Source organism: Halocynthiibacter sp. (assembly GCF_049608145.1).
In the GTDB taxonomy this organism is placed as follows: domain Bacteria; phylum Pseudomonadota; class Alphaproteobacteria; order Rhodobacterales; family Rhodobacteraceae; genus Halocynthiibacter.
In genome coordinates, this window is sequence record NZ_JBMYXF010000009.1 from 58,331 (window position 1) to 82,999 (window position 24,669).

The 24,669-nt window shown below is 52.2% G+C and carries 26 protein-coding genes, 1 tRNA gene and 2 pseudogenes; 24 read left to right on the forward strand and 5 right to left on the reverse strand.

Translation table 11 applies throughout. The features are described from left to right. Positions 1-231: 231 nt before the first annotated feature. From ACPGUT_RS04860 to ACPGUT_RS04895, 8 genes are all read left to right on the forward strand, one after another. Entirely contained in the window at positions 232-933 is a 702-nt protein-coding gene (locus tag ACPGUT_RS04860; protein ID WP_423989193.1) for a 50S ribosomal protein L21, read from the forward strand. 21 nt (positions 934-954) lie between these two features. Next, positions 955-1,224 carry a 50S ribosomal protein L27 gene (gene rpmA, locus ACPGUT_RS04865; protein WP_423989194.1) on the forward strand — a complete coding sequence of 90 codons (270 nt, stop codon included), beginning with the start codon at positions 955-957 and terminating at the stop codon, positions 1,222-1,224. Positions 1,225-1,379: 155 nt separating this feature from the next. After that, entirely contained in the window at positions 1,380-2,816 is a 1,437-nt protein-coding gene (locus ACPGUT_RS04870; RefSeq protein WP_423989195.1) for an RtcB family protein, read from the forward strand. Between the two features lie 183 nt (positions 2,817-2,999). Next, entirely contained in the window at positions 3,000-3,548 is a 549-nt protein-coding gene (locus ACPGUT_RS04875; RefSeq protein WP_423989219.1) for a GNAT family N-acetyltransferase, read from the forward strand. 14 nt (positions 3,549-3,562) lie between these two features. After that, a complete protein-coding gene (locus ACPGUT_RS04880; RefSeq protein ID WP_423989196.1) occupies positions 3,563-4,114 on the forward strand; it encodes a GNAT family N-acetyltransferase in 552 nt (183 codons plus the stop codon). Continuing rightward, entirely contained in the window at positions 4,111-5,151 is a 1,041-nt protein-coding gene (gene obgE / locus ACPGUT_RS04885; protein WP_423989197.1) for a GTPase ObgE, read from the forward strand. Before ACPGUT_RS04880 ends, obgE begins: the two co-directional genes overlap by 4 nt. Further along, positions 5,139-6,266 (forward strand): glutamate 5-kinase, encoded by a 1,128-nt coding sequence (gene proB, locus ACPGUT_RS04890; protein WP_423989198.1) that lies wholly within the window; start codon positions 5,139-5,141, stop codon positions 6,264-6,266. Before obgE ends, proB begins: the two co-directional genes overlap by 13 nt. 22 nt (positions 6,267-6,288) lie before the next feature. Beyond that, a complete protein-coding gene (locus ACPGUT_RS04895; RefSeq protein ID WP_423989199.1) occupies positions 6,289-7,539 on the forward strand; it encodes a glutamate-5-semialdehyde dehydrogenase in 1,251 nt (416 codons plus the stop codon). Here the strand turns inward: ACPGUT_RS04895 and ACPGUT_RS04900 are convergent. Continuing rightward, positions 7,536-8,147, reverse strand: coding sequence for a histidine phosphotransferase family protein (locus tag ACPGUT_RS04900; RefSeq protein ID WP_423989200.1), 612 nt, complete (start codon positions 8,145-8,147; stop codon positions 7,536-7,538). The two genes, ACPGUT_RS04895 and ACPGUT_RS04900, sit on opposite strands and share 4 nt — an antisense overlap. A 272-nt stretch (positions 8,148-8,419) precedes the next feature. Between ACPGUT_RS04900 and ACPGUT_RS04905 the strand changes: the two genes are divergently transcribed. Together ACPGUT_RS04905 and ACPGUT_RS04910 are read left to right on the forward strand one after the other, a co-directional pair. Continuing rightward, positions 8,420-9,196 carry a GNAT family N-acetyltransferase gene (locus ACPGUT_RS04905; protein WP_423989201.1) on the forward strand — a complete coding sequence of 259 codons (777 nt, stop codon included), beginning with the start codon at positions 8,420-8,422 and terminating at the stop codon, positions 9,194-9,196. A gap of 35 nt (positions 9,197-9,231) precedes the next feature. Then, complete coding sequence (locus tag ACPGUT_RS04910) at positions 9,232-10,011, forward strand: lysophospholipid acyltransferase family protein (protein WP_423989202.1); 780 nt, start codon at positions 9,232-9,234, stop codon at positions 10,009-10,011. On the opposite strand, the gene ACPGUT_RS04915 is transcribed toward ACPGUT_RS04910, so the two are convergent. From ACPGUT_RS04915 to ACPGUT_RS04925, 3 genes and pseudogenes are all read right to left on the reverse strand, one after another. After that, on the reverse strand, positions 10,012-11,169 hold the full coding sequence (locus ACPGUT_RS04915) for an HD domain-containing protein (protein ID WP_423989203.1): 1,158 nt from the start codon (positions 11,167-11,169) through the stop codon (positions 10,012-10,014). Positions 11,170-11,330: 161 nt separating this feature from the next. Then, positions 11,331-11,528 (reverse strand): annotated as a pseudogene (locus ACPGUT_RS04920) (hypothetical protein); the annotation flags it as partial. After that, complete coding sequence (locus ACPGUT_RS04925) at positions 11,528-12,181, reverse strand: alpha/beta hydrolase (RefSeq protein WP_423989204.1); 654 nt, start codon at positions 12,179-12,181, stop codon at positions 11,528-11,530. The pseudogene ACPGUT_RS04920 and the gene ACPGUT_RS04925, both read right to left, overlap by 1 nt. A 199-nt stretch (positions 12,182-12,380) precedes the next feature. Here ACPGUT_RS04925 and ACPGUT_RS04930 point away from each other — a divergent pair, with 199 nt between their 5' ends. The 14 genes from ACPGUT_RS04930 to ACPGUT_RS04995 all read left to right on the forward strand — a co-directional run bounded on the left by ACPGUT_RS04930 (position 12,381) and on the right by ACPGUT_RS04995 (position 23,777). Then, positions 12,381-12,842, forward strand: coding sequence for an Rrf2 family transcriptional regulator (locus tag ACPGUT_RS04930; RefSeq protein ID WP_423989205.1), 462 nt, complete (start codon positions 12,381-12,383; stop codon positions 12,840-12,842). Continuing rightward, positions 12,835-13,266 carry a hypothetical protein gene (locus ACPGUT_RS04935; protein ID WP_423989206.1) on the forward strand — a complete coding sequence of 144 codons (432 nt, stop codon included), beginning with the start codon at positions 12,835-12,837 and terminating at the stop codon, positions 13,264-13,266. The genes ACPGUT_RS04930 and ACPGUT_RS04935 overlap by 8 nt, the downstream gene beginning before the upstream one ends. Further along, positions 13,263-14,297 carry a cysteine desulfurase family protein gene (locus tag ACPGUT_RS04940; RefSeq protein WP_423989207.1) on the forward strand — a complete coding sequence of 345 codons (1,035 nt, stop codon included), beginning with the start codon at positions 13,263-13,265 and terminating at the stop codon, positions 14,295-14,297. The genes ACPGUT_RS04935 and ACPGUT_RS04940 overlap by 4 nt, the downstream gene beginning before the upstream one ends. 11 nt (positions 14,298-14,308) lie before the next feature. Continuing rightward, complete coding sequence (gene sufB, locus ACPGUT_RS04945) at positions 14,309-15,829, forward strand: Fe-S cluster assembly protein SufB (RefSeq protein WP_423989208.1); 1,521 nt, start codon at positions 14,309-14,311, stop codon at positions 15,827-15,829. A 24-nt stretch (positions 15,830-15,853) separates the two neighbouring features. Beyond that, on the forward strand, positions 15,854-16,210 hold the full coding sequence (locus ACPGUT_RS04950) for a hypothetical protein (RefSeq protein ID WP_423989209.1): 357 nt from the start codon (positions 15,854-15,856) through the stop codon (positions 16,208-16,210). Beyond that, complete coding sequence (locus ACPGUT_RS04955) at positions 16,207-16,518, forward strand: heavy metal-binding domain-containing protein (protein ID WP_423989210.1); 312 nt, start codon at positions 16,207-16,209, stop codon at positions 16,516-16,518. The genes ACPGUT_RS04950 and ACPGUT_RS04955 overlap by 4 nt, the downstream gene beginning before the upstream one ends. A 169-nt stretch (positions 16,519-16,687) precedes the next feature. Continuing rightward, positions 16,688-17,311, forward strand: coding sequence for a hypothetical protein (locus ACPGUT_RS04960; RefSeq protein ID WP_423989211.1), 624 nt, complete (start codon positions 16,688-16,690; stop codon positions 17,309-17,311). Positions 17,312-17,458: 147 nt separating this feature from the next. After that, positions 17,459-18,214 (forward strand): Fe-S cluster assembly ATPase SufC, encoded by a 756-nt coding sequence (gene sufC / locus ACPGUT_RS04965; RefSeq protein WP_423989212.1) that lies wholly within the window; start codon positions 17,459-17,461, stop codon positions 18,212-18,214. Next, positions 18,214-19,497: a SufB/SufD family protein gene (locus ACPGUT_RS04970; RefSeq protein WP_423989213.1), complete on the forward strand. Its 1,284-nt coding sequence runs from the start codon at positions 18,214-18,216 to the stop codon at positions 19,495-19,497. Before sufC ends, ACPGUT_RS04970 begins: the two co-directional genes overlap by 1 nt. 9 nt (positions 19,498-19,506) lie before the next feature. Beyond that, positions 19,507-19,995: a YIP1 family protein gene (locus tag ACPGUT_RS04975; protein ID WP_423989214.1), complete on the forward strand. Its 489-nt coding sequence runs from the start codon at positions 19,507-19,509 to the stop codon at positions 19,993-19,995. A 20-nt stretch (positions 19,996-20,015) separates the two neighbouring features. After that, a complete protein-coding gene (locus ACPGUT_RS04980; protein ID WP_423989215.1) occupies positions 20,016-20,585 on the forward strand; it encodes a YIP1 family protein in 570 nt (189 codons plus the stop codon). 13 nt (positions 20,586-20,598) lie between these two features. Next, positions 20,599-21,816, forward strand: coding sequence for a cysteine desulfurase (locus ACPGUT_RS04985; RefSeq protein ID WP_423989216.1), 1,218 nt, complete (start codon positions 20,599-20,601; stop codon positions 21,814-21,816). After that, positions 21,800-23,539, forward strand: coding sequence for a cobalamin-dependent protein (locus tag ACPGUT_RS04990; RefSeq protein WP_423989217.1), 1,740 nt, complete (start codon positions 21,800-21,802; stop codon positions 23,537-23,539). Before ACPGUT_RS04985 ends, ACPGUT_RS04990 begins: the two co-directional genes overlap by 17 nt. 161 nt (positions 23,540-23,700) lie before the next feature. Then, a tRNA-Arg gene (locus ACPGUT_RS04995) sits at positions 23,701-23,777 on the forward strand. 432 nt (positions 23,778-24,209) lie between these two features. Here the strand turns inward: ACPGUT_RS04995 and ACPGUT_RS05000 are convergent. Further along, positions 24,210-24,669: pseudogene (locus tag ACPGUT_RS05000) on the reverse strand (transposase); the annotation flags it as partial.

A 24,669-nucleotide genomic window follows, 5' to 3' on the forward strand; every position in this document is an offset into this window, starting at 1 on the left:
GCGTTACGAAAAGAGAGAATAGCGCGCAGCGAGCTGTATATTCAGCTGTTTTACCGGTGGGTGCTTGACTTATTTCCCAATCCCGACGATAAGCGCGCTTCATTCCGGGGTTCTCCCGGGGTTTCTTATGACAAAACGTCCGAAGGGACGCGCAGTTTAAGGTGCGGTAACGCAGAAACATATGGGGGCAGACCCATGGGCCGGATGACGCGGAAAACAAAGGAATATCAAATGTTTGCGGTTATGAAAACCGGTGGCAAGCAATATAAAGTTCAGTCAGGCGATGTCCTGCGCGTAGAACGTATTGCGGCCGCTGCTGGCGAAACAGTCCAGTTCAACGAGATTCTTATGGTTGGTGGGTCCGTTGGCACCCCAACTGTTGACGGCGCTGCTGTGCAGGCCGAAGTGATCGACCAGATCAAAGGTGAAAAAGTAATTCACTTTGTAAAGCGTCGTCGTAAGCACTCTTCCAAGCGCACCAAAGGCCACCGTCAGAAGCTGACCCTCGTACGGATCACTGAGATCCTCGAAAAAGGCGCTGACAAGTCTGGTGTTAAAGCTGCGATCGGCACAGGTTCTGTACCTGCCGCTGTAGTTGCTGAGATGAATGCTGCGGTTGCACCTGCGATTTCCAAGAAAGGCGCTGCTGCTAAGAAAGCAAAAGCTGCTGCTCCTGCTGCGGAAAAAGCTGCTGCGCCTAAGAAAGCGAAAGCTGCAAAGACTGAAGCACCTGCGGGCGCTGACGATCTCAAGACATTGTCTGGTGTAGGCCCGGCACTTGAGAAGAAGCTGCACGCTGCTGGCGTAACAACATTCGCGCAAATCGCTGGCTGGAACGCTGACGATATCGCTGCCATGGACGAAAAACTGTCCTTCAAAGGCCGCATCGAACGTGAAGGCTGGGTGGCACAAGCCGCTGAGCTCGCGAAATAATCGGATTAAGGAGAGAACCTAATGGCACATAAAAAAGCAGGCGGCTCATCCAGAAACGGTCGCGACTCCGCTGGTCGTCGTCTTGGTGTGAAGAAATATGGCGGCGAGTCCGTTATCCCAGGCAACATCATTGCACGCCAGCGTGGCAACAAATGGTGGCCAGGTGAGGGCGTAGGTGAAGGCAAAGACCACACACTATTCGCTGTTGCTGAAGGCAAAGTAAGCTTCAAAAAAGGCTTTAAAGGCCGCACCTTTATTTCGGTTCTCCCGGTGGCGGAGGCCGCTGAATAAGCCGAACCTATAAGGTTAAGACATTTAGGGATCGGCTTTTGGGCCGGTCCCTTTTTTATTTTGAATATAGTTACTAACAAAACTAAAAAGCCCGGCCCATTTCACCCCCACATCTGTGGGATCAACTCTGACAAGAGGAAAAATGGACTAAGATAATGACTTTTAAAACACCCGTTGTGGGCAAGATCGATGAAACGATCACAGGAACAACCAACACAGTGACAGGTAAAGACCTGATCGCGCTTGGTTTTGAACAGGGCCGTGAAATTGCACCAGCCTTGAAAACAGTGAATGAACTGGGCCTGTCCGGCGCGGATTTGGTCGCATGGGTTGCGCAAAACAAACCTGCACCTCGCATCCGTCTGAACCTGGAAGCCAGCAATGCGGAAGAACAGGATAACCTTGATAAAGTGCGCGCCACGATGGATGTGTTGATGCAAACCCCGACATTGCGTGCTGGTGCAGTGATGCCAGATGCCTGCCCTGCAGGGCCTGAAGGCACGATCCCGGTGGGCGGTGTTGTCGCAGCCGAAAACGCGATTCACCCGGGCATGCATTCCGCAGACATTTGTTGTTCTGTAATGGTGACTGAATTTAAGGATGCAGATCCAAAGTCGAGCCTGGATGCGGTGCATAAGGCCACCCATTTCGGCCCTGGCGGTCGTGCGAATGGCCAGCGGTATTCCATGTCTATGGATCTTTATGATGCGTTTCGGGAAAATATGTTCCTGAGCGATAAAAAGATCCTGCGCGCGGCAATTGAACATATGGGCACGCAGGGCGACGGCAATCATTTCGCTTTTGTCGGCACCTCAAAGGTGAATGGCACAACATGTCTTGTGACGCATCATGGCTCTCGTGGGCCTGGGGCAGGGCTTTACAAGTTGGGGATGCGTGTCGCTGAACGGTTCCGGAAGGAACGTACAACGGGTGTGTTGAAGCAAAACGCCTGGATCCCGTTCGACACGCCCGAAGGCGTGGCCTATTGGGATGCTTTGCAATTGATCCGGAAATGGACCAAAGCCAACCACAACTGCCTGCATCAGGCTACAGCGGAATTTGCGGATGTATCTGTAGAGGAACGGTTCTGGAACGAACATAATTTTGTCTTTAAGGATGGAGATATCTTCTGGCACGCTAAGGGTGCGACGCCGGTGAATGTTGATTTTCTTCCTGATACCAATGGGTTGCAAATCGTTCCTTTGAACATGGCGGAACCCGTCTTGTTGATCCGTGCAGAGGTGAACGATCGCAATCTGGGGTTCGCGCCGCATGGTGCGGGGCGGAACATGTCTCGCAGCGCGCATAAACGTGCGAAGGCAGGTAAAACAGACGCTGAGATCTTTTCTGAAGAAACCAAAGCGATTGATGCACGGTTCTTTTGTGGCCGGACAGATATTTCGGAATTGCCATCTGCTTATAAAAACGCAACCGAGGTGCGGCGTCAGATGGATCACTTTGGCCTGGCAGAGGTCGTAGATGAGATCATGCCTTATGGATCGATCATGGCGGGGGATTGGGAACATGACGCCCCGTGGAAGGTAAAGGCACGTGAAAAGCATGCCAAAAAGCCAGACGAAAGCGCTTTGTGACGCAAGGTTGTCACCAAAAACTGTAACAGTTTCCGCAGCAAGATCTTGTCGTTGCGGAAATTGTTACCAGATTATTAACAAATTTGCCCGATAGTGCGGCATCTTCAGATGTGTAGAGGAAGAGATGCAGATCTGAAGGCTTTTCGAAGGAGGAGAAGCATGAATATTGAACCCCTAACGTCGATGGATAATGCGGCGAAACAGATGATCATTGAAACCGCACGTTTTACATTGCGGCCGGTGCAACAATCAGACACCGGTCTGATTGAGATGCATGGGTCTGATATTCGCGTGGCCGGTAATACAACCTCTATTCCGCATCCATACCCGCCCGGGGCGGCTGATGCCTTTGTGGCCCGGGCAAATGAAACAGATCGTACGGAAGACATCTGGGTTCTGGATGGCAGCAAATCAGGTCACGCGGAATTGATTGGCACGATTTCACTGACCCGGCAGGATATGGGTACTCGCGACGGAAAACAATCCGAGATTAGTTATTGGGTTGCGCCGGCGTTCTGGAACACGGGCCTTGCCTCTGAAGCTGTGAATGCAATTTTGGAGGCCAACCCGCAGAGCTGTGATGCGATTTTTGCGTCTGTCTTTCAGGATAACCCGGCATCGGCCCGTGTTCTGACCAATGCTGGTTTTGCTTATATTGGCGATGCTGAAAGCTATTCTGTCGCACGCATGGCAAATGTTCTAACTTGGACATATGTGAAGAAACTGATCTGAAACGGGATGATAGAATGGGACATGAATGTGGGGGTGCGCCCATTTATGAAACCGCAAACCTGATAATTCACCCGTTCACAGATTGTGATATTTCCCGGCTTGCTGATTTTGGCAAGCCGGAAATCGCACGCATGATGCTGACGCTTCTTTCTCCTTGGCCCGAAGATAATATCCGGGAATGGGTGCAGAAATCTGTGTATAAGGGGTATGTTGGGTTTCGGGCTGGTGCCTACTTTCAGGGACGGCTTGCTGGATTTGTCGGTATTGGCGGGGATCCTGTGACGGTTGCTTATGCTGTACATCCGGATTTTCAGGGACGTGGTTTCGGTTTTGAAATGATGCAGGGGCTGGCCGCCTGGGCATTTGAACACGGTGATGTTGAGGTGATCGAGGCAGATCATTTCCTTGATAACCCTGTTTCGGGCCGTATTTTGCGCAAATGTGGCTTTAAAGAATATGGCACAGAGATGGGGAAAAGCGCGGCACGACTTGAACCCGGGCCACTTGTCCTTTATCGCCTGACCAGACAGCACTTTGACGCGCTGAACAAAAGGGCCACGTTATGAAGTTTCTCGATCTTGCAAAAGTTTACATCCGCTCTGGTGGCGGTGGTGGGGGCTGTGTCAGCTTCCGTAAAGAGAAATACATCGAATACGGTGGTCCGAACGGTGGTGACGGTGGCAAGGGCGGATCGGTCTATGCAGAAGGCGTCGAAGGCCTGAACACATTGATCGATTTCCGTTATCAGCAGCACTTTTTCGCCAAAAACGGCATTCCTGGCATGGGGGCACAGCGTACAGGTGCGGATGGTGAAAACATCATTCTGAAGGTGCCTGTGGGGACAGAAATTCTGGATGAAGATCAGGAAACCATGATCGCGGATATTTCCGAGGTTGGTCAACGCGTTCTGCTGGCCAAAGGTGGCAATGGCGGTTTCGGTAACCTGCACTTTAAATCGTCCACAAACCAAGCCCCGCGTCGTGCCAATCCTGGTCAGGAAGGTGTTGAACGTACGCTTTGGTTGCGCCTGAAATTGATCGCCGATGCGGGGCTGCTGGGCATGCCGAATGCCGGTAAATCAACTTTCCTAGCGGCCAGTTCAAACGCACGTCCGAAAATCGCGGATTATCCGTTTACGACGTTGCATCCGAATCTGGGTGTTGTTGGTGTTGATAACGCGGAATTTGTTGTTGCTGACATTCCTGGTCTGATCGCTGGTGCGTCCGAAGGGCGTGGCATTGGTGATCGTTTCCTAGGGCATGTGGAACGTTGCTCCATGTTGTTACATTTGGTTGATGGCACCGCAGAAGATGTGGTCGAAGATTACGAAACCATCATTGGCGAGTTGGAAGCATACGGCGGGCATTTGGCGGATAAACCCCGTGTGACCGCGCTGAACAAGGTTGATGCGTTGGATGAAGACGAACGTGCGGAAAAACTGGCAGCGCTGGAAAAAGCCAGTGGTGGCAAAGTGATGCAGATGTCCGGTGTCAGCCAGGAAGGTCTGCAAGACGTTTTGCGTGCCGTACGCGCTGAAATCGAAGATGATCGTCTGCGCATTAAGCAGGCCGAAGAAGGGGAACCTGAGGCATGGCGTCCTTAAGCGAACGCCTCGACGGCTTGCGCGGGGCGAAAACCCTTGTTCTGAAGATCGGATCTGCGCTGTTGGTTGATGCGTCCACCGGGCGGTTGAAAGCGGCCTGGTTGCACTGTCTTGCGGAAGACGTGGCAGACGCGCGCGCGCGCGGATCACAAGTGGTGTTGGTGTCATCCGGGTCCATCGCGCTTGGTCGGCAGGTGTTGGGTTATCCGAAAGGTCCGCTTGCACTGGAACAGGCCCAGGCGGCTGCAGCCGTTGGTCAGATCCGTCTTGCTCGCGCTTGGGAAGAAGCCTTGGCCGTACATGATATCACGACTGCGCAGGTGCTTGTGACGCTGGAAGACAGTGCAGATCGTCGTCGTTACTTGAATTCCCGTGCGACACTGGCGCAATTGCTCGCTGCAGGTGCGGTTCCGATCGTAAATGAAAATGACACCGTCGCCACGGATGAGATCCGTTTTGGCGACAATGACCGTCTGGCGGCCCAGGTCGCAGTGACGGTTGGTGCGGATCATCTCGTGCTTTTGTCTGATGTGGATGGGCTGTATTCCGACAATCCGCAGATTAACAGTGACGCGAAACACTTTGAAATTGTGTCAGAAATCACGCCTGAGATCGAGGCGGTCGCGGGCGAGGGCGTCTCTGGTCTGTCCAAAGGTGGCATGAAAACCAAAGTCATGGCGGCAAAAACTGCGATGCAAGCGGGCTGTGCGATGTTGATCGCCCATGGCGGGGCTTTGCGCCCGGTTCAGGCTGTGTTTGACGGTGCGCGCGCCAGCTGGTTCGTCCCCAAAACCACGCCAAAGGCGGCGCGCAAGGCTTGGATTGCCTCCATGAAACCGCAGGGCGTGATTTCGATTGATCCCGGTGCGGCGACGGCATTGTCATCAGGCAAAAGCCTGCTGCCAGCCGGTGTGCGCGGGGCAGAAGGGACATTCCGGCGCGGTGATCCTGTTGAGATTAAAACAACCAACGGCCAGCAAATTGGCATGGGTCTGATTGGCTATTCCTTTGAAGAAACACAGAAAATCGCTGGCCACAAAAGCGGTGAAATTGCTGAAATACTGGGCTATGACGGGCGGGCGGCCTTGATCCACCGCGACGACATGGCCCTTTAACACAGACCAAGAAAGACACGCTATGACCACTGAGAATATTCCTGCCCTGATGTCCGAAATCGGCCACCGCGCGAAAGCAGCAGCAACTGTTCTGGCCATGGCAAGCCCGGATGCAAAGGCGCGTGCGTTGAACGTGGCAGCGGACACGCTGGTTGCCCGTACAGATGAGCTGATTGCTGCCAATGCGAAAGATTTGGATTTCGGCCGTGAAAAAGGCCTGTCTGGCGCGATGATGGATCGGCTTATGCTGGACGCAGACCGGATTGCAGCCATGGCGGAAGGTCTGCGGGCGGTTGCGGCCCAAACAGATCCCGTGGGCGAGGTGATCGCAGAATGGACCCAGCCCAGTGGGCTGAATATTCAACGCGTGCGCACGCCCCTTGGTGTGATTGGCGTGATCTATGAAAGCCGTCCGAATGTGACAGCCGACGCGGGTGCGCTGTGTTTGAAATCTGGCAATGCGGTGATACTGCGTGGGGGCTCTGAAAGCTTGCATTCAGCCAGCGCCATTCGGGATGCAATGGCCGAAGGTCTGTGTGTAGCTGGCCTGCCTGAAGATGCGATTCAACTGGTGCCAACCCGTGATCGGGCTGCCGTTTCCGAAATGTTAACCATGGTTGACACAATTGATGTGATTGTTCCGCGTGGGGGGAAAGGTCTTGTAGGGTTGGTCCAGCGCGAGGCCCGCGTGCCTGTATTTGCCCATTTGGAAGGTATTTGTCATATCTATGTGGATGCCTCAGCCGATCCGCAGAAAGCAATGGACGTGGTTCTGAACGCAAAGACCCGTCGCACTGGCATCTGTGGTGCGGCTGAATGCCTTTTGGTGCATCAAGATGTTGCCAAAACCCTTGGTCAGGCCATTGTGGATGCGCTGAAAGACAAAGGTGTTGAAGTGCGCGCCGAAGGATTGAATGGATCGGTTTCCGCCGATGCGAATGATTTTGGTAAAGAATATCTCGATATGATTATTGCCGCGAAAGTGGTTGATAGTGCTGAGGACGCGATTGCGCACATCCGTCGTTTCGGTTCCGGTCATACAGAAAGCATTATTGCAGAAGATGATGCGGTGGCTACACAGTTTTTTACTGGTCTAGACAGTGCAATCTTGATGCAGAACACATCTACCCAGTTCGCTGATGGCGGTGAATTTGGAATGGGCGGTGAGATTGGCATTGCCACTGGTAAGATGCATGCACGTGGCCCGGTGGGGGCCGCGCAGCTGACCAGTTTTAAATACCTCGTACGCAGTGATGGGGCGGTTCGGCCTTAAAATTGCAGGACCACGCCAACCTGTTCGCTGACTTCTAGGGTCAGTGAACGCCCGGCCTGTGTTGCGGCTTGGGGGGCTAGTGCGAATTGGACTTCGGATGGTTTCAGATCATAATCTACTGCCGGGTTTGAGAGCAGTTCCCACAGTTCGGGGTTGATTTTCATTTTCTCGGCACGTCCCACGATTTTCCATCCGCTGGTTTCTTCTGAAATTGTAATTGTGCCGCCAAAGGGCATCGCAGTTTCAAGGCATTGCAACAGAAGAAATGCCAGTTTTGCATCTGAACGATCCGGATCCGCGCCGATTTGCCAGTCAAATTTCACACGAGATGTGATCGAATAATCGCGCAGAATACTAAGAATTTCTCTGTGGGCCACGCCTTGTCCACGATTGGCAACGCCAAACGCCAGGCGGAAAAAACGGATGCGCGCATTTGCATTTGCTACGCTGTCAGAGATCAGGGCCATTTCAGGCGCGCCGGAATTCTGAACAGGCAATGACATTTCAAGCAGTTCCATACCATTTCCAATTGCGCCGATTGGGCTGATCAGGTCATGGCAAATGCGCGAACCGATCAGATCGGCAAGAGATGTATCTGACTGGGACATATGCTCGTCTTTCTTAGAATTCCTTAAAGGGCTGAAAAGTATAAAGGTTGTGAAAACCGCTATCAGCATCTTAATGAATTTCAGGCGTGGGAGTAAATTATTGGTTAATATTTCCTTATTATTTTGTATCGCCCATGTATCTGTTAGATTTTACTGGCGTTTTCGAATTGAACAACTGGGCTTCGGTGGTATTTCCGTTTGAGGTAGCTGTTGATTAATACGTTCTGTCATCTTAAAACCAGATAGCTTGCACACAGGATAATACGGTTTATATGGCTGAAGATAATTCGAGATTTGAATGTCGGCTTGCCCGGTGTGATGCGGAACTGACCGCTGCGCAACGTCTGCGCTATCGGGTGTTTGTGAAAGAACTGGGCGGCGATGGTACGCTTGTTGATCATGAACAGGGTCTGGAACGCGATCGGTTCGATCCGTATTTTGATCACCTTCTTTTGCTGGATCACGACAGGGATGCGCATCCAGATGGACCTGTTGTAGGTGTTTATCGCTTGATGCAGGAACAGGGCGCTGTGTCTGCTGGATCGTTCTATTCTGAAGACGAATATGACCTGACGACGTTGAGAAATTCAGGTCGGAAGTTGTTGGAACTTGGGCGCAGCTGTCTGCACGAAGATTACCGCGGTGGCATGGCGATGTATTATCTCTGGAACGGGTTGGCGGATTACGTGCGTTCCAATGAGATTGAGGTTCTGTTCGGTGTGGCAAGCTTTCACGGCACAGAAATTGATCCCCTGAAGAATGCGCTATCTTTGTTGCATCACAATCACTTGGCCCCCGAAGACCTGCGTGTTTGTGCCCAGCCTGACGCGTTTCAATCGATGAACCTGAAAGCAAAGGATGCCATCGACCGGAAAGCGGCGATGTTGGCCATTCCCGCCTTGATCAAAGCTTATCTGCGTCTAGGTGGTTTTGTCGGGGAAGGGGCTTTTGTGGATCATGCGTTTAATACAACGGATGTGTGTCTTTTGATGGATACCAAACGTATGAATGAACGCAAAACCGGCCTGTATGATCGTAAATCTGCATGACTGCGATGTGGCGGGGGAAACCGGATGCGGCCCCGGTGAGAATTACATTGCTCGGATGGGTTCGGGCCATTCTTCGACTTGTTCCAATTCTTGTGGTGTTATTGTTAGGCGTTCTGGCCACCCTTCTTTTACGCGGGCCAGAGCGACTGATATCAGGTCAGGCACGTCCGGTGACATCCGGGATTACGCCGATTGTGTGCCGTCTGTTGCTTTGGATTATCGGCATACGTCTTACGCTGAAAGGAGAGGTTATGCAGCGTGGCGGTGCGGTGGTTGCGAACCATTCGTCATGGCTGGATATTCTGGTTCTGAATGCGCGCAAACGTATTTACTTTGTCTCTAAAGCTGAGGTGGCAAACTGGCCGGGCATTGGGTTTCTTGCACGGCTGACCGGGACGGTCTTTATCACGCGTCGCAGCCGGGATGCAGCAAAACAGAAAAACATCTTTCATGAACGTCTGTCTCTGGGGCATCGTCTGTTGTTTTTTCCAGAAGGCACCTCAACCGATGGATTACGGGTTGTTCCTTTTAAATCAACGCTTTTTCAGGCGTTCTTTGCGCCGGAATTGCGCGATGAGATGGCCCTTCAGCCCGTAACCGCAGTTTTCAAGGCACCCGTTGGGCAAGATGCTGATTTTTATGGCTGGTGGGGAGAAATGGATCTTGGACCACATCTGTTAAAGGTTCTGGCGCACCCAAGGCGGGGGCAGGTTGATGTGATCTGCCATGCACCACTTTACGTACGTGATTTTTCCGATCGCAAAGCCTTGGCAAAAGCCTGTGAAGATGCCGTGAGCGCACCGTTTCAGGATTGATCAGCTTTGGACGTCGAACCAAGCTTTCGTTCGCTGACGGATGAAATTCCAGACATCTGGGGCGCCGCGGGCGACTTTATGCCCCACACGGCTGTCGATCTGATCCATGGTGACATTGTAATCTTTCCAAGACCCGCCACCCGCAGCCATATTCTGCAACAAAGGCTGCACGCGATCAATTGATTTACCAAAGATCGCATCGGGGGTTTCTGCGGCTTCAAATTCGTCCCAAAGCGCGCGAAGATTCTGCGCCTGAGGCTCTGGCAAAAGCCCAAACAGACGGTCTGCCGCAGCTTGTTCTTTAGCCTCTTGTTCTGCGGGATCATAGTCGCCGTGAATGGGGGCATCGCCTGCGTCGATCTCAACCAGATCGTGCAGCAATAACATCTGCGTAACCCGATGAATATCAACCCCTTGTCCGGCCTGATCCGCCAGAACAGGGGCATAGAGGGCGATGTGCCATGAATGTTCTCCTGAATTTTCCCGACGCGAATTATCTGAAATCGGTGTGGCGCGTAGAACCGTTTTTAACTGATCCGCCTCTAGCAAAAATGCAAGGCGTTTGCCCGTATCAGAAGATTTTTGCGTATCTGTCAGGGTATCCTGTGTCATCGCGTTAGCGTATCGCCAAAGATCTGGCCAGGCCTCCCGCAACCAAGAAGCCCGCCCAGTGGAAAGGGTTTCCTTGGCGATGTCGCGATGCCAGTTGATAGGGGCCTGTGGGGCAACAGTTTGAAAAACCGGCTGAATATGATCTAACATTTTAGCGAAACGCGCTGTCGGTGTTTCCCGGGCTTCAAATTCTGCCCAAGTTTCACGGAAATACGTGCCAGTTTTTTCTGGTAGTAATCCGTAAATTCGGTCGGCAGCACGCTGTTCGTTTGCGGCAACCTGTGCCCAGTCATGGGTTTCGTGAATCGGGTGATCACCTGCGTCTATTTCTACAATGTCATGCAGAAGAAGCATCAAAATCGCCTTGTTGATGTCCACCTCAGGGCCGGCATCCGGCGCAAGAACCAGCGCAAACAGGGCAAGATGCCAAGAATGTTCCGCCGAATTTTCCTGGCGCGACAAATCGATTAGGCAGTTGGATCGAATGACGGACTTTAGCTTGTCCGCCTCATCAAGAAAAGCGAACTGGCGCGTCAGGTCTGTCATTCGTGCCCCGAAGGTTTTGCGGGTGGGCGACCGGTGATGGCTGCAATCGATGCTGCTTTGATTGCGGGATCAATGCGTGGGGCGGATCGCGCCACCTGTACCACTTCGGGTTCTGCGGGAACATCTTCAGCAGCAGCTTTGGACAGGCCCGCTTCTTTTTCCTTTAGATTCAGGAAATCACGGGCTTTAATTCCAGCAAGGCGCACGCGAATTTCCGTCAAATAGGCTTCTTCAAGTGTCTGAGATGAGGCGCCAAGAACCTTGGCGACCTCATAATACAGCCGGTCTTCGCCTGTTGCATCCATGATAGGCATGGTTTGCGCGGCAAGTTCAGCGGCGATCTCATCCAGTGTTGCCATCAGCGCGTGGTCTCTGTCAGGCGTCGACGCACATATGTGTCAACAGACCCAAGCATCGTGTCCATGTGAGGTTCTTCAAAGAAGTGACCTGCGCCATCAACTTCCTGATGGGTGATTGTGATGCCTTTTTGTTCGTGTAATTTGTTGACCAACGTATGCGTGTCGGCTGGCGGTGCAACACGGTCATTGGTGCCGTTGATGATCAGGCCAGAACTCGGGCAGGGCGCGAGGAAGCTGAAATCATACATATTGGCGGGGGGGGATACGGAAATAAACCCAGTGATTTCCGGGCGACGCATCAACAGCTGCATCCCGATCCAAGCACCAAATGAGAAACCGGCAACCCAGCAATGTTTCGCATTGGTGTTCATAGACTGCAGATAATCCAGCGCGCTTGCTGCATCTGACAGTTCACCAACGCCCTGATCATATTCACCCTGGCTGCGGCCTACGCCACGGAAGTTAAACCGCAGAACGGTAAAGCCCATGTTGTAAAAGGCGTAATGCAGATTATAGACCACGCGGTTGTTCATCGTTCCGCCAAACTGCGGATGCGGATGCAAAACGATGGCAATCGGCGCGTCTTTTTTCTTTTGTGGGTGGTAACGGCCTTCGAGACGGCCCTCTGGGCCAGGAAAAATCACTTCGGGCATTCAATTCCTGCCTTGTTGGGCCCCGGGTATTGTTGACGAATTCCCTCGGGCATATTAGAACTGTTCTAAACCGGATGGTGACGCTTTGTCATATGGTGACGCGCAGTCATTACGGTATCTGGTCCAATGGAAATAGGGTGCAAGCGCGCGGGCGTCAATCTGTTTGACGTTTTTGGTTTAAAGTGATGCGGGAAAAGCAATGAAACTGAGTACAAAAGGCCGATATGCAATGGTGGCGCTTGCGGATTTGGCGCTGCAACCCGTGGATAAGCTAACCACATTGGCTGAAATTTCTGAACGTCAGGGGATTTCGCTGCCATATCTGGAACAGCTGTTCGTGAAATTGCGCCGTGCTGAATTGGTGCAATCCGTGCGTGGGCCTGGCGGTGGATACCGTTTGGCGCGGTCTGCATCCGATATTCGTGTGGTCGATATCCTGGGCGCCGTGGATGAAACCGTTTCTGCGATGCACAAAGGGGCCGGGGCCTCGGGTGCGGTTTCAGGATCACGCGCACAATCGCTGACCAACCGTCTGTGGGAAGGCCTTTCTGCCCATGTTTACGTGTTCTTGCACCAAACCCGCCTGTCGGATGTTGTGAAGAATGACCTTGTGCCCTGTCCCGCGGTGCCCGGTCTGTTTGAGGTGGTGGATGATGCGTGACCTTCGCAACTTAGATCGTCTTCAGAAACTACCTGAGCTGGTTAGCAAAGGTGATGCTGTCTTGATGTCTATATTCGAGGGCAGTCAAGCGGAGAGATCTGAGTTTTTGCTGAAGAGTAAAGAGACGCTGACGTTTGCAGAAATGAATCTAGAGGAGCTATATTTATTTCTGTTCCGCACGACATCCGACGCCACACAGGCTTGGGAAACATCGGACACCTGGTGGGGGCGGATGCGCAACAGATTTAATAACGCCAAGCCCGGTTACATTGAAATCCCTGGTCGTGTTCTGGTTCAAATTATGAGATGCCTTGATGATTCACGCGGGAACGCAGTTGCGCCGGGAGTGACCTGGTTTTTGCGTCTGGATCTCGCGCTTGAGATACGGGATTTGATGAAGCCAAAGGTAAAGAGTCCCACATGAAACGCGTTTACCTTGATCACAATGCCACAACCCCTTTGCGGGCTGAAGCGCGCGATGCGATGATTGCTGCGATGGATGTGTTTGGAAATCCGTCCTCAGTGCATGGCGAAGGGCGCGCAGCCAAGCGCATGATTGAAAACGCCCGTGGTCAGATTGCTGCGGCTTTTGGCGCGGATGGGGCTGAGATTGTTTTTACCTCTGGCGCAACGGAAGCGGCGCGTTTGGCGTTGGTTGGCGGTGAATATGCCGGCTCTGACGTGGAACATGACTGTGTTGTTGCCCATACAAACGTGACCCTTGATGTTAACGAGGACGGTGTGATCACAGGGCAAGTGGGCGCTGTGATGCAGGCGGCAAATTCGGAAACTGGGGTGTTGCAGGTCGGCGTTGAAGGCACCTGGTTTTGCGATGCGGTTCAGATTGCGGGCAAATCGCCTTGGGCGTTTAACTGGTCTGGTGCCACCACTGCGGCATTGTCGGCGCATAAGTTTGGCGGGCCGAAAGGGATCGGAGCGCTTGTGTTGAAGCGTGGCACTGATCTGCCATTGCCTGCGCAGGGTGGTCAAGAAATGGGGCGCCGGGCAGGGACCGAGAACCTGATCGGGATTGTTGGGATGGGGGCCGCTGCAGAGGCCGCCTCACGCGATCTTGAACGCGGGGTCTGGGATGAAGTTGCCAAACTTAGAACCATTCTAGAGAAAGCGCTGGAAGAATCCGCACCAGACATTATTATTGCCGGGAAGCGCGCGAATAGGCTTCCCAATACATCGTGTTTTGCCATTCCGGGGTGGAAGGGCGAAACGCAGGTCATGCAGATGGATCTGGCGGGTTTTGCTGTCTCGGCGGGCTCTGCCTGCTCATCCGGTAAGGTACGGGAAAGCCGCGTTTTGCGTGCAATGGGATATGGGCCGGAGATCGCGTCTTCGGCCATCCGGGTGTCACTAGGCCCCGAGAATACAGAACAAGAGGTCATGGCATTTGCTGCGGCCTGGATCAAAGAATACCGCCGCCAAAAAGCGCGCGCGACCTGAAGGGAAAGCACATGTCCATGGATGATGTCATCGTCAAAGACGGGGTTGAGGAAGAAACAGTTGAGGCTGTGAAAACCCTTGCCGGCAAATACAAACACGGCTGGGAAACCGACGTTGAAATGGAATACGCACCACTGGGTGTGAACCATGATATCGTGCGTTTGATTTCTGAGAAGAACAACGAACCTGAATGGATGCTGGAATGGCGTCTGGCGGCATTTGATCGTTGGCTTAAAATGGTTGAGCCAGATTGGGCGATGGTTGAATATCCTGAAATCAGCTTCCAGGACATCTATTATTATGCCCGTCCGAAATCCATGAAAGAAAAGCCAAAATCCCTTGATGAGGTTGATCCAAAGCTTCTCGCGACTTATGCCAAGCTGGGTATCCCTCTGAAAGAACAGATGCTGTTGGCTGGTGTTGAAGGCGCTGAGGATTACAATCCGAATGATCGTAAAGTTGCTGTGGATGCTGTGTTTGACTCCGTTTCTTTGGGCACAACCTTCCAGAAAGACCTGGAAAAAGCTGGCGTGATCTTTTGCTCGATCTCTGAAGCGATCCACAAATACCCAGATCTGGTGAAGAAATATATCGGTTCTGTTGTGCCTGTGACCGACAACTTCTACGCGACGTTGAACTCTGCGGTCTTCTCCGATGGGTCCTTTGTTTACATCCCGGAAGGCGTGCGTTGCCCGATGGAACTGTCGACCTATTTCCGCATCAACGCTGAAAACACCGGTCAGTTTGAACGCACTTTGATCGTTGCGGAAAAAGGCAGCTATGTGTCCTATCTTGAGGGCTGTACTGCGCCGCAACGTGATGAGGCCCAGTTACATGCCGCCGTGGTTGAAATCGTGATCGAAGAAGACGCTGAGGTGAAATATTCCACCGTTCAGAACTGGTTCCCCGGTGATGAAGACGGCAAGGGCGGTATCTATAACTTTGTGACGAAACGCGCGGATTGCCGTGGGGATCGTGCGAAAATCATGTGGACCCAGGTTGAAACTGGATCTGCAGTGACTTGGAAATACCCAAGCTGCATTCTGCGCGGCGATGAAAGCCAGGGCGAGTTTTACTCCATCGCGATTGCCAACAACATGCAGCAGGCCGACACCGGCACAAAGATGGTGCATTTGGGCAAAAACACGAAATCACGTATCGTGTCCAAGGGGATTTCCGCTGGTAAGGCGCAAAACACCTATCGCGGCCTTGTGTCCATGCATCCAAAGGCTAAGAATTCACGCAACTTCACCCAATGTGACAGCTTGCTGATTGGCGATAAATGTGGCGCGCATACGGTGCCTTACATTGAAGTTAAAAACAATTCCTCCCGCGTGGAACATGAGGCGACCACATCCAAGGTGGATGACGATCAACTGTTCTACTGCCGTTCCCGCGGTATCGGTGAAGAAGAGGCCGTGGCCCTTGTTGTCAACGGCTTTGTGAAAGACGTTCTGCAAGCCTTGCCAATGGAATTCGCTTTGGAAGCGCAAGCGCTTGTTGCGATTTCTCTTGAAGGGTCTGTTGGGTAAACAGTTTCATTTTGGAGATAAAATATGATCAGTCGAGACGAAGCTTCAAAGATTGCGAAAACCGCAAGGCGTAGCCCGTCGAACGAAGCCGCATTGGTGTGGAGCTTTGTGGGCATTCCCGTTATCTTCACAACGCTTTTTGGGATGCCTCCTGAATGGCTTGCGATCATTTCCCTTCATGTGAGTATTCTCGCGGCATCTACCATGGTTGGTGTTCTTGTCGGTGGAGTTGCTGGTTTAGTTTGGTACTTTATTGCGAGAAAAACTGTTGAGCAGGCCATTGTTCGGAACAATGCCATTATGAAAGTTGCGCGGGATCAACGCGTTGCAGAAACTCAAGAGAAAATTGCTGCGTTGCATGCGGGCGAGGAAAGTAAATGATCATCACAACCACTCCCTCTATCGAAGGCAAACCCATTCGCACCTACCACGGCATTGTCGTGGGCGAGGCGATTATGGGGGCGAATGTTGTGCGCGATGTTTTTGCTTCGATCACTGATATCGTCGGTGGGCGGTCCGGTGCTTATGAAAGTAAACTGCAAGATGCCCGCGACACGGCCCTGCGTGAACTTGAACAGCGTGCACAGGAAAAAGGTGCGAATGCTGTTGTGGGCGTTGATCTTGATTATGAAGTCGTCGGGCAAAGCATGTTGATGGTTTCGGCCTCTGGTACAGCGGTGACCGTATAGATGACAACAGCCTGCGTTTTCATATCTTCTGACCTCAACAGTGTTGCCCGTGATCGGTGTGACGCTGCGGAAGCTATTGTTTGCGCTAATATTACCCACATCCTGCCTTGTTCACGCCATGTTTCGAAACAAACTGTTGCCGAATGGGTGAGAAGTGGGAACAAACGTCATGGCAATGGCCGATCAACACGATATTTTCAACAAACGGATTTCGCGCATCAACAAGGGCACGGGGCCCAATCTGATGGGGCAGATGCTTGTGGGCGCGGCAGATACAAGCCAGCGCGTGCGAAATTCGAAAAAGTCACACAGAAGCAATGGGCTGAGCCTGTCGCGGACAGCAAAGAGCACATCCAGAACACCTGTCATCGAGCGCCTTCTGGGCATGCCGTTGGCGTTGTTGATGGGGGCCGGCGCGGTGCTGATCGCAAATGTCGGATTGTTTCACATGTATTCTGCGGGGCGCACGCCATTGTTTGCCCTGCCAGAACCCATCGTGACACCGCTGCAAAGTGCAAACGGTCCTTTATGGGCGGCGCTTGGGGTCGCGTTTCTGGTTATACTTTTGTTCAAAGTTTTCTCAATGTGGCGGATCGCGGCCTTTGCGGTTGGATTCTGCGCAATGATCTATGGCGAAAACCAGTTACAGGATCGTTATCCAACGACTTGGGCACAGCTTTACGCCCCATATGTGCCCGCCGCAGTGCAGGTCACCGAGGGCACGGATGGGGTGGTTTCCGCCAGCGAATTAGGCACAGAAACGCCAGCGGTCGCGACTGCCCAGACTTTCTAAAACCCAACCTGAATTCACAGCAGGACTTACCGCACAACGGTGTTTCCCTGCGATCTGAACAAAGCGAAACCGGCGTCAGTTTTCTGCGTCGGGCTTTCGCGTTTCCTATAACCCCGCGCATTTGCGTGATGATGAAAGAAGAAAAATATGCTTGAAATCAAGAACCTGCACGCCGAACTTGAAGATGATGGTAAGAAGATCCTCAAAGGTGTTGATCTGACGCTTGAAGCTGGCAAAGTCCATGCGATTATGGGGCCAAATGGTTCTGGAAAATCCACGTTGTCTTATGTCTTGTCTGGCCGTGACGGCTATGAAGTGACCGAAGGCTCTGCACAACTGGACGGCGAAGATATCTTGGATATGGAATCCGAAGAACGTGCTGCCGCTGGCCTGTTTCTGGCGTTCCAATATCCGGTTGAGATCCCAGGCGTTGGCAACATGACTTTCCTGCGCACTGCGGTGAACTCCCAGCGCAAGGCGCGCGGCGAAGAAGAATTGTCCGCTGCGGATTTCCTGAAGGTTGTTCGTGCCAAGGCGAAGACCCTGAAAATTGACGCGGATATGCTGAAACGCCCGGTCAACGTTGGTTTTTCCGGCGGCGAGAAAAAGCGTAACGAAATCCTACAGATGGCGATGCTTGAGCCAAAGATGTGCATCTTGGATGAAACCGATTCTGGTCTTGACGTGGATGCGATGAAATTGGTTTCCGAAGGCGTAAATGCCTTGCGTGATGCGGGGCGTTCTTTCCTTGTGATCACCCACTATCAACGTCTTCTGGATCACATCAAACCTGATGTTGTGCACATCATGGCAGAAGGCCGTATCATCAGAACTGGCGGCCCTGAATTGGCGCTGGAAGTTGAAAACAACGGCTATGCCGACCTTTTGGCGGAGTATGCATAATGGCTGTTGCTGAACAGAAAAATGCGCAGCTTTCAGTGACTTCGCCCGTGTCTGGCGGCTGGTCTGCGAAAGCGCGCGAAGATGCGTTGGCGCGTCTGGCGGCTGTTGGTTTGCCAGGGCGTCGTGACGAATACTGGAAATATACCCGCCCTGATGCGTTGACCCAGGCTGAGGCTCCCGAAGGTCAGTTCGTCGCATATGAGGAAACACCTGTGTTTTCCGAAGTGGATCGTTTGAAGATCGTCTTTGTTGACGGTGTTTTTGATGCGGATCAGTCTGATGATCTGTCGCTGGAAGGTGTCACAATCGAACGCCTTGCGGATGTTTCTGGTGCTGATATCCACTGGGCGCAGGGGCTATACGGTGTTCTGGAAACCAACGGGCAGACACCTGTTGCGCGCCCACTGGCGATTGCGAACACGGCTGCTGCTGCGGATGGCATTCTGTTGAACGTGACCGGCAAGGTTTCAAAACCCGTTTCATTGATTTACCTTTATAATTCGGATCAGTCCGACGCGATGCTACACCACGTTGTGAAGCTGTCTGAGGGCGCCGAGATCACCGTTCTAGAAAATGGTCCGGCGGCTGCACGTTTCAACACTGTGATGGAAATTGAGGTTGCGGATCGTGCGTCTTTCCACCATGTGCGCACTCAGGGGCGGCAGCATGTGCGCCATGCTGTGACCCATATGTTTGCGCGTCTTGGTACTGAAAGCCAGTTCCGCAGCTTCACCATGACCGTGAACGGCGCTCTGACCCGCAATGAAGCGGTGATCGAAGTGAACGGCGATGACACCTTGGCCCATATCGCGGGCGTTGCCGCCGGTGATGGCGCAACAGAGCAGGGTTTTCACCATGATGACACGGTCTTCATCACACATGACGCGGTGAACTGTGAAAGTCGTCAGGTGTTCAAAAAAGTTCTGCGCAATGGGGCAACCGGTGTGTTCCAGGGCAAGATCCTTGTTCAACCAGATGCACAGAAAACGGATGGCTACCAGATCAGTCAGGGTCTTTTGTTGGACGATGACAGTAACTTCTTGGCTAAGCCTGAGCTGGAAATCTACGCGGATGATGTGGCCTGTTCCCATGGTTCCACCTGTGGCGCGATCGATGACGGGGCGTTGTTTTATCTTCGTTCGCGTGGTGTCCCAAAGGCCGAAGCGCAGGACCTTTTGGTGTTGGCGTTTCTTGCTGAGGCAATTGACGAAGTCGCAGACGAAGCCATTCGTGATCTTCTGACAGAACGTCTTGAATCCTGGATGGCCCGTCGCCGCGCATAAGGAAAGCCGATGTCTGTTACACGCGATATCCTTGCCTGTTATCGTCGCCCGCGTGAGGTGTTTGAACGCCGTATGTCGGGCGATGAAGGCTTGGTGCTGACCTATGCGATTATTGCAGGTTTGCTGGCCTTTGTCGGCCAGCTGCCTGTTTGGGCGCGCCAGGCTGAATTGCAGCCGGAACTTGGGAATATGGCCAGCCTGATCTATAGCGGGTTTTTGGTCCTTGTTTTCGTTTTCCCGCTGTTTTTCTACATTCTATCTGCCTTGCTGTGGTTGCCTCTGCGGTTTCTGGCAGGGGTCAGCGGCCTTGATATCCGCCTTAGCATGTTTTGGTCTTTGCTTGCGGCGATGCCACTGTGGCTGCTGCTTGGGTTGACGCAGGGCATTATGGGCCCTGGCGGGGAAACCTATCTGGTTTTTGTGCTGTGGTTTATTGCTTTTTTGGGCTTTTTCACAATTGGACTGCGTGTTGCTGTCCGTCACATGAGGGTGGCATAATGGAACTGACTTTTCCATGGGTGAAAGACCTGATTTTACGCAGTTTTCAGGACCCACGCGGCGCAATGGCGGAAGTGATCGCGCTCGGTTTTCCACGTCAGACACTGTGGTTGATGTTCTGGCTGACCTGTGCTGCTTCTGTGGTGCTCAGCTTTGTGGTAGGCAGCCTGCTGCCCACACCTGAATTGCCAGAAGGTGCGCAAGCCTTTGAACCCAGTCCTTTTTTCCTAACAGGAATGTTGTTGGCGAGCCAGGCGATGTTATTGTTCCTTGGAACATTTGTAGCCGGAAAAATGGCAGGCGGTCATGGCCGTTTTGATGACGTTCTGGCCTTGATTATCTTTCAACAGATGATCATGTTCGCGCTCAACCTTGTCCAACTTGTGATCGCATTGGTTATGCCGTCCGGAGCAATATTATTCGGATATGCTGCGATGGTTATTATGATGTGGCAGTTGTGTCATTTTATGGCTCAAGTTCATGGGTTTAAATCCGCGCTGGCCGTCTTCTTTGGCGGTCTGGCCGCAATATTTGTGATCAGCATGGTGCTTTCTATTGTGTTGATTTCTCTTGGGATGGTTCCCTCATAAGGTGTCTGAAAAGATGTATGACGTCGAAAAAATCCGCGCTGATTTCCCGATTTTATCCCGCGAAGTGAATGGCAAGCCTTTGGTTTACCTGGATAATGGTGCCTCTGCGCAAAAGCCGCAGGTGGTGATTGATGCGGTGACGCGCGGCTATGCCGAAGAATACGCCAATGTGCATCGCGGACTGCATTATCTGTCTAATCTGGCCACGGAAAAATACGAATCTGTTCGCGGAACGATCGCCAAATTCCTTGGGGCGACGGAAGACGAAATTGTTATGAACTCGGGTACCACCGAGGGTATCAATATGGTGGCCTATGGCTGGGGTGCTGCGAACCTGCAGGCGGGGGATGAAATTATCCTATCCGTCATGGAACATCACGCCAATATTGTGCCCTGGCATTTCCTGCGTGAACGCCTTGGTGTGGTGATCAAATGGGTCGAAATTGACAGCAATGGTGATCTTGATCCGCAACGCGTGATCGATGCCATTGGCGAAAAAACAAAACTCATCTCAATTACCCATATGTCCAATGTGTTAGGCAGTGTTGTTGATGTTAAATCCATCTGTGAATTTGCCCGTGAAAAGGGCGTTCCTGTGATGGTGGATGGGTCTCAGTCTTCCGTACATATGCCTGTGAATGTGAATGACTTGGGCTGTGATTTCTTCGCGATCACGGGGCATAAACTGTATGGTCCATCCAGTTCCGGCGCGATGTATATTCGTAAAGAACGCATGAACGAAATGCAGCCCTTTATGGGGGGCGGTGATATGATCCGCGAAGTGTCGCGCGATGAAGTGACCTATAATGACCCGCCAATGAAGTTCGAAGCCGGCACCCCTGGCATTGTTCAAATGATCGGGTTGGGGGCAGCGCTTGAATATTTGATGGATCTTGGCATGGACAATGTTGCAGCACATGAACGCAAATTGCGTGATTATGCCCGTGCCAAATTGGATGGTCTGAACTGGCTGAATGTGCAGGGGAATTCCGCAACAAAAGGCGCAATCTTTTCCTTTACCATGGAAGGGGCCGCACATGCGCATGACCTGTCCACTGTGCTTGATAAGCGTGGCGTCGCCGTGCGTGCCGGTCATCATTGTGCGCAGCCTCTGATGCAACATCTGGGTGTTCCGGCCACAGCGCGGGCATCTTTTGGCCTGTATAATACAGAGTCCGAGGTTGATACTCTGGTCAGTGCTCTTGAACTTTGTCATGAACTTTTCGCCTGACACGCTGTCTCGGCAACAGATCCTGCCAGAGCAGAACTTGCCCAAAGGGGCGGATCTGTTGGCAGAAGGGCGGCAGGCTGCATCTGAATGGCATGTGCAACCTGCTGCGTTTCAACGTGAATTTCAGGTTTCGTCTGAGTGGGAATACAAACATCGTATGATGGGCGAAGGCCGTGTTATGCAGCATGCCCATCTTGGATACCGGTCGCTAGAAACCACTTTGGAAGCGCTTCGAGACATTTATCGCAGCTGTGCTGAAAAAGATGTGCGCATTGATCGGTTTGGCATGTGCCTTGACTGGTCAATGGGGCACAAAACTGCTGATCGGGCAGGGGGAATGCGAGGCACCGGAGTAATCTTGGACGGTCCCGATGACTTCCGCCGCATTACCGAAGCCGCACCAGCAGCAATGCACTTTGGTGATTTCATGTTGGGGTTTCCCGGGGCTTTTGAAAACGCGAAATATGCCCTTGCGGCTGGTGCCACTACTCTTGGTAACCTTGGACAGTATTTCACGTTTCGTTTGCCTGGTGACAATGATGATGTCACTGCAACCGCTGAAACTCTTCGTGCCCTTGGCCTGATTTCAGCACAAGATGTACCCGTTCTTGTGCATTCAAATCTGGATGATGGATTTGCGGCCTCTTTTCATGATCTTTGTTCTGCCCTTGGCATGGCGATTGTGGAAAAGCATATTGTTACAAAGCTTTGCAGTGCCCGTTATACGGTTTGCTATGGTCATCATTTCACGGATCCCGTGACACGTATCGCGTTTCAGCAGGCGTTGACACAAATTCTCGGTGAATCGCCTGGATCACAGGTTTATGGTGCGACGGTGCTATATAAGGGGGAAAACGCCCAGAATTACGCTAGCCTCGCCAGTTATCTGTTGCCCGATATTCTTGCGCAACGCCAACTGCCCAGCGGACATGCTGTGAATCCGGTTCCTGTGACTGAAAACACGCGTATTCCGGCGCCGGATGAGGTGATTGATGCTCAGTTAAATCTGGCACGCATGTCTGAACTTGCCGCAGGGTTTGAGCCCTTGTTGGACCTGTCAAAGGTGGCTGGCATTCGGGATAAGATCCTGTCTGGGGCTGAGGCATTCTCAACCCGTCTTTTTCAGGGATTTAAGGACGCAGATCTTGACCCCCTTGATCCGTTTGAAATGTTGCTCACGCTACGTCGCATGGGGGCACGTGCGATAGAAAACCGTTTTGGATCGTCTGAACCTATAGTTCCTGCGGCAACTTTTCTCGAACTGAAAGAACGCAGAGATAGGATCTGTCGGGGAGCAACAGGCGAAAAACTGCGTCGGCTTTCTACACGGAAGATCCGCATTCTGACCGCATGCGGTGACGTGCATGAACACGCGAAGACTTTATTGGATATGGTCTTTGAACGTTGCGGTTTTGAGATCATTGATGGTGGTGTTTCCGCCAATCTGGAAGATTTGGCATCGCTCGCCGAAAATGCGGATGTCATTGCACTTTCCACTTGGAATGGTGTGGCCCTGCGCTCTGCAGAGGAACTGTTGGAAAGGATGCAGAAAGCGGGTCTGGAACGCCCGTTGTTCATAGGTGGCCGACTGAATGAAATACCCGCCGAAAGCAACACAGGTCTTCCGCAGGATGTAACGGGGCAATTGCGCGATATCGGTGCATATCCCTGTGCAGATATCGATGAATTCGCAAATGCTTTGGAACATTTGTTTTCGGCATAACTGTTTGAATGTGGGCCGAAATTTCAAATTTTCAGTGCAAAAGGCGGCAAGGGAATTTGTCACTGGGTTTGCGGCATGTCTCGATACTCTTGAGATATTTCCACGGAAAGACCAGTTCTTGATTGCACCCTCTCTATGTGGCGGCTATATCCCAATAACAGGCACCTGTAGCTCAGCTGGATAGAGCGCTGCCCTCCGAAGGCAGAGGCCAGAGGTTCGAATCCTCTCAGGTGCGCCAATTTACGCCAACTGCCAAAAAGACGAAAGTCTGTGTAAACGGGTCTTGAAACACTTTGATTGCGGCGCGAAGCCTTCATATTTTTGCTTAAAACAACTTATTATATGGACAAGTTCGCAATCTAAACTTTTCCGTCTTGCCCAGATATATCCCGCTGATTTGACAGATGGCTCTTGTTGCTCTCTTTGTCAGGGCACAGGTTCCGGAACCTTTCATACTCATCAGCCGCCTCCATCAGGGTCGTGGCCATGCGCCGGGCAGGTTTGCCTGGCTTTGAAAGGACTCTGTTTTGACTCGTTCCACCACTCTGATCCCCATCAGGTTCATTGGCGAGATCCCAAGCGATCACGTCATTGAAAATCGGTTGCAGTTGTTTCTGCGGACAATGCAGGCGTTAAAGCAGGGTAACTGAATAGCCCCTAGGCTCAGGCCTCATACCCAAAACAGCACGGTAGCTGCGAGCGCAATTGCGGACATAAATACGTTGGGGCAGCGATCATATCGAGTGGAGATCTGCCTCCAATCTTTGAGCTTACCAAACATACGCTCAATCACTGCCCGGCAGTGCATTGCAAGCAATGTCACGAGAGGGGCGGTTGCGCCGTTTGTATCGACGCTTATCATATTTCACAGTTTTTTGCGTGACTTTCGCCCTGGGATACAGGGCTTAATATCTTTATTCGACAATGCCTTACGGAACCAATCAGCATCATACCCTCGATCCATTGCCCGACAGGGTTATGCGCAGCATGATCCTGAAAGGGTGCCTGCAGAAATTCGGCTTTGGGCAATAGATCAATCAAAGCAGCTGCACCTTTGTAGTCACTGACTTGTCCTGCGGTCATGACAAATCGTATGGGCCGTCCTGCGGTGTCGGTAACTGCGTGCAGTT